Origin of the sequence: Frankia canadensis (genome assembly GCF_900197875.1) — a bacterium.
In the GTDB taxonomy this organism is placed as follows: domain Bacteria; phylum Actinomycetota; class Actinomycetes; order Frankiales; family Frankiaceae; genus Frankia; species Frankia canadensis.
On the sequence record NZ_FZMO01000278.1, the window covers coordinates 1 to 4,755 of the forward strand.

The window sequence follows — 4,755 nt, forward strand, 5'->3', positions numbered from 1 at the left end:
CGCCCATCTCACAGCGGGTCCGGTGCCTCGAGGCGGACGCCGACGCCGCGCACGGCCACCACGAAGCCGATGTCGACGGACTTGCCGGGATCGAGGGTCTTCTGCCAGGCCGGCGGGGTGACCGCCACGTGCTGCCCGTCGACCTTGTACGCGGCGTTCCACAGCGAGGTGACGCGGGCGCCGGAGGGGAGGTCGAAGCTGAGGGCATAGCCGTCGGCGGCGGTGGTGCGGTTGGTCACCCGGTACTGCGCCGAGTAGCCGGTGCCCCAGTCGCCGGTGCGGGAGTACGCGGCGCTCACCTCGGCGGCGCTCGCCGTCCCGGACAGGGCGGGGACGATCGCGAGGCTGAGGCCGCCGGCGACGACGAGCGTCCCGGCGGTGCCGAGGACGAGCTGGCGGCGGCGCCGGTGCCGTCCGCGCGGGGAGGACATCGCTGGTCTACCTCCGGGGTGTGATCGGGCGGGGTGTGATCGGGCCGGCCGTGGGTGGGCCGGTGAAGGCGGACGCTAGCCCGCGTGACGATCACCGGAACCGTTGCTGAGGTAGAGCAGAAACGTATTTAAGGTGCAGTTAGGGATCGCCGAGGACCGAGTCGCCGGAGCCGCCTGGGTCGAGGCCGGGACAGGGCCGGTGCCGTGACGCGCAGGCGCAGGTCGAGGCCGGCCCCACCGAGCACGCTGACGCCGACGGTGAGCTCGCCGCCGGTCGACGCCGCCACCCGGCGGGCGATGTCCAGCCCGAGACCGGTCGAGCCGGTGCCGCCCGCACCAGCGCCGCGCCGCAGGGCCGCGTCCGGATCGGGGATCCCTGGGCCGGCGTCGGCGATCCTGACCGTCACTGCGGTGGCGGTCGCGTGCAGCTCGACCGCGTAGGCGACGCCCTCCTCGGTGTGCCGGTAGATGTTGCCCAGCAGCGCGTCGAGCGCGGCGGCGAGCTCGGCGCGGGCCACCGGCACCCAGGCGGGTCGCTCGACGCCGTCGAGCCACCAGGGACGGCCCTGGTCGTCGGCGAGGGCCGCCCAGAACTCGGCGCGGTCGCGGACGACCTCGGCGGCGTCGCAGCGGTGCGGCTCGGGCTCGTCCTCGGCTCGGCTGCGGGCGGTGCGGATGATCTGGTCGACCTCGTGCTCCAGGCGGGCCACCGCCTCGCGGGTCTGCGCGGCGGCCTCGCCGTCGTCCAGGCCGGCGATGTTGAGCCGGAGCACTGTCAGCGGCGTGCGCAGCCGGTGCGACAGGTCGGCGGCGAGTTCCCGCTCGGCGGCGACGAGCAGCTGGACGCGGCGCGCCATCGTGTTGAACGCGGCGGCGGCGGCCCGCAGCTCCGGCGGCGCCCCCGGGTCGTCGTCGGCAGCGCGGGCGGCCAGGTCGCCGGCGCCCAGCTCGCGGGCGGCGTCGGCGAGCGAGCGGGCCGAGCTGACGATGCGGGTGCCGAGCCGGTCGGCGGCGGACACCGACATCGCCACCAGCACCGCCGCGACCGCCAGCAGCACCAGCCAGGCGGTGGCGACGCCGTGGTCGACTGACCCGGCCGGCACGAACACCTCGACGACCGCGATCCGCGCGTCGTCCACCGCCACCGGCTGCAGCACCGCGAAACCGCCGGCCACCTCGACGACCGACAGCCGCCCACCGGCCGCCACGGCCCGCAGCGCGGCGGTGCCGATCCGCGAGCGCCCCACCGTCGTCAGCCCGGCAGCGGTCCCGGCGGTGGACCGGGCGGGGACGTGGACGGCGACGCGGCCGGCGGCGCCGTCGGCCGTGCTCGCCACCGCGCGGCGCAGGGCGTCCTGGTCGGTGGTGATCGCGAGCGCCGGTCCGAGCTGCGCGGCCTGCCGCTCGGCGCGGGTGAAGGCCCGGTCATGCGCGCTGTGCTGGACGAGCAGCCCGAGCGGGACGAGGAACGCCAGCGCCACCATGGTCGTGACCGCCACCGCGACCCGCGCCAGCGCCCATCTCACAGCGGGTCCGGTGCCTCGAGGCGGACGCCGACGCCGCGCACGGTGTGCAGGTAGCGCGGCCGGGCCGCGGTCTCCCCGAGCTTGCGGCGCAGCCAGGACAGGTGGACGTCGATCGTCTGGTCGCCGCCGTAGGACTGCTGCCACACCGCGGTCAGCAGCTCGCGCCGTGGCACGACGGCGCCCGGCCGGGCGGCCAGGAAGGCGAGCAGGTCGAACTCGCGGCGGGTCAGGTCGAGCTCCCGGCCGGCCATCGTCGCGGTGCGCCGCCGGGGATCGACGACCAGATCGCCGACGCGCAGGGCCGGATCGGCGCCCGTTCGGTTCGACCGGCGCAGCACCGCCGTGACACGGGCGTTGAGATGCTCCGGCGAGAACGGCTTGACCAGGTAGTCGTCGGCGCCGCTGTGCAGCAGGCGGACGATGCCGGCGTCGTCGTCGCGCGCGGTCGCCACGACCACCGGGACGTCGCTCACCCCGCGCAGCATCCGCAGCACCGACGCGCCGTCGAGGTCGGGCAGGCCGAGGTCGAGCACGACCAGGTCGCAGCCGACCTGGGTGACCTCCCGCACCGCGTCCAGCGCGGCGCCGACGCTGCGCACGGCATGCCCCGCGGCCGACAGGTGCCGCACCAGCGCGGCCCGCACGGCCGGGTCGTCCTCGACCACGAGAACAGTCGCCATAGCCGGTAACCGTACGCAGCCCGAACTGTCGAAATGCGGGAGACTCGGCCAAATGCCGTATAGCGCGTGAACTACGGCAGTATGGCACCAAGATGATGAGCCGGTTGCTGATCCGCCTCGGCGCCTGGGCGGCGGCCACCCTGCTGGCCATGACGGTGTCGTGGTTCGGGGTGCGCACCGCCCTGTTCGCCGACGCCCGCGCCGACGCCCCGCAGGCCATCCCGATCGCCCCGGCAGCGCCGTCACCGGGCGCGGCGAGCGGCCGGCCCCAGCCGCCCTCCGGCTCACCGACGCCTTCACCGACGCCTTCACCGACGCCTTCACCGACGCCTTCACCGACGCCACTCGGCGCCACGACAGCCCCCGACCTCGCCACCCCGGCCCCACGGCCGCCGCCCGCCGCCGTTGCCCCGGCGGTCGCGTCGCCCTCCAGCACCGCGACCGTGCAGGCCTACCAGCTCACCGGCGGTCGCGTCGTGCTCGAGATGACGCAGACGTCGGCGCGGCTGGTGTCGGCGACGCCCGAACCCGGCTGGCAGGTGCAGGCCTGGCAGGCGACGGGCTGGCTGCGCGTTGACTTCAGCCGCGAGGGCGCCGCCTCCTCGTGCTTCGTCACCTGGAACGGCCACCCGCCGTCCGTGCAGACGACCTGACCGCCGTCGCCGCGCTGCTGTCGCCGCGCTGCTGTCGCCGCGCTGCTGTCGCCGCGCTGCTGTCACCGCATCGCGGTCGATCAGCGCATCGTGGTGGTGACGCCGGCGTCGACCACGAGGGTCTGCGCGGTGATCCACGTCGAGTCGTCGCTGAGCAGGAACAGCTCCGCGTTCGCGATGTCCCACGGGGTGCCCTCGTCGGGCAGCAGTCCGCCCGCGCGGCGCCGCTCCCGCAGCTCCTCGACGCTGACGTCGGGAATCGCGAGGGCGACATGCGGCGACCACACCTGGCCGATGGTGACCTGGTTGACCCGGATGCGGTCGGGACCGAGCTGGCCGGCGAGCGACAGGGTGAGCCCGTCGAGCGCCGACTTCGAGGTCGTGTACGCCATTCCCGTGGGGGCGGTCCAGCGCAGCGAGGCGATCGAGCCGACGTTGACGATCGACCCGCCGGCGCCGGTCGAGCGCATGGCCATCGCCGCGGCGCGGGCGCACAGCATCGCCGCGGTCACGTTGACCGACAGACTGCGGTTCCACGCCTCCAGGTCGAGCTCGTCCAGGCTCGTCCGCACGGAGATGCCCACGTTGTTGACCAGGCCGTGCAGACCGCCCCAGCGGGTGACCGCCGCGTCGACCATCGCGCCGGCGACGGCGGGATCGCTGACGTCGCCGGCGAACGCGGCCGCCTGCCCGCCCTCGGCGTCGATCCGGTCGCTGGCCGCGGTCGCACGCTCCGGGAACAGGTCGACGCACAGCACCGCGGCGCCCTCGCGGGCGAAGGTGATCGCGGCGGCCTGACCGTTGCCGACCGCGTCACCGGATCCCTGCGTACCCGCCCCCGTCACGATCACGACCTTGCCGGCCAGTCGACCGTCAGCCATGTGCGCTCCTTTCCCGATGCTTCCGCCGTCACGCTGCCCTCCCGTCACCCTCGTGTCGCCCGCGTCGACAGTCAACATCGTGGGTGAGCAGGGGCGAGGCGCTGTTGTGAGCGACCGGTCGGATTGAGTTGAATAGAGGATTCCGTGTTTGACGCTCGTCTGTCGTCGCTCGCGGAACCGCGTGGCGGTTCCCGCCAAGGTCCTGGCGTCACCGACCAGCAGCTCGGGCCGCGGCGACGAGGATCCCGATCCCGGCCCGCGCGCCCGATACCGCCGGTCGCGTAACGGGGGGAAGGATGCGGGATACCCGCGCGCCTGCTGCCGATCTGGAATCTGCCAGACCTGAATCCGATGGATCGGGAAACGGCCGCGGCGCCTTCCGCGGCCTCGCCGACGCGGCTGGCCATCAGCCTCATGGGCGGCATCCAGTCGATCATCCTCGCCACGGGACGGTCGATCACCGGCCCGGTGCGGCTGAACCGTTGCGTGAGGGCGCCAGATAGCTGGCGTTCATGCCGCCTCACCTTTCGGTGGGGCACCCCGGGTCTGACCGGCCGTGGCCGTGCCCGGTTCCTGTTTCACAG

Annotated in this window: 5 protein-coding genes; 1 reads left to right on the plus strand and 4 read right to left on the minus strand. The window is 74.4% G+C overall.

Features of this window, described 5'->3' with window-relative positions:
* Nucleotides 1-8: 8 nt before the first annotated feature.
* From C1A33_RS20415 to C1A33_RS20425, 3 genes are all read right to left on the minus strand, one after another.
* Nucleotides 9-431 carry a cellulose binding domain-containing protein gene (locus C1A33_RS20415; protein ID WP_101833039.1) on the minus strand — a complete coding sequence of 141 codons (423 nt, stop codon included), beginning with the start codon at nt 429-431 and terminating at the stop codon, nt 9-11.
* Between the two features lie 128 nt (nt 432-559).
* Nucleotides 560-1,957 carry a sensor histidine kinase gene (locus tag C1A33_RS20420; protein WP_101833040.1) on the minus strand — a complete coding sequence of 466 codons (1,398 nt, stop codon included), beginning with the start codon at nt 1,955-1,957 and terminating at the stop codon, nt 560-562.
* Nucleotides 1,954-2,637 carry a response regulator transcription factor gene (locus C1A33_RS20425; protein WP_101833041.1) on the minus strand — a complete coding sequence of 228 codons (684 nt, stop codon included), beginning with the start codon at nt 2,635-2,637 and terminating at the stop codon, nt 1,954-1,956. Before C1A33_RS20425 ends, C1A33_RS20420 begins: the two co-directional genes overlap by 4 nt.
* Before the next feature lie 92 nt (nt 2,638-2,729).
* Between C1A33_RS20425 and C1A33_RS20430 the strand changes: the two genes are divergently transcribed.
* Nucleotides 2,730-3,290 carry a hypothetical protein gene (locus C1A33_RS20430; RefSeq protein WP_243407758.1) on the plus strand — a complete coding sequence of 187 codons (561 nt, stop codon included), beginning with the start codon at nt 2,730-2,732 and terminating at the stop codon, nt 3,288-3,290.
* Between the two features lie 80 nt (nt 3,291-3,370).
* On the opposite strand, the gene C1A33_RS20435 is transcribed toward C1A33_RS20430, so the two are convergent.
* Nucleotides 3,371-4,171 carry an SDR family NAD(P)-dependent oxidoreductase gene (locus C1A33_RS20435; RefSeq protein WP_165818491.1) on the minus strand — a complete coding sequence of 267 codons (801 nt, stop codon included), beginning with the start codon at nt 4,169-4,171 and terminating at the stop codon, nt 3,371-3,373.
* Nucleotides 4,172-4,755 lie beyond the last annotated feature (584 nt).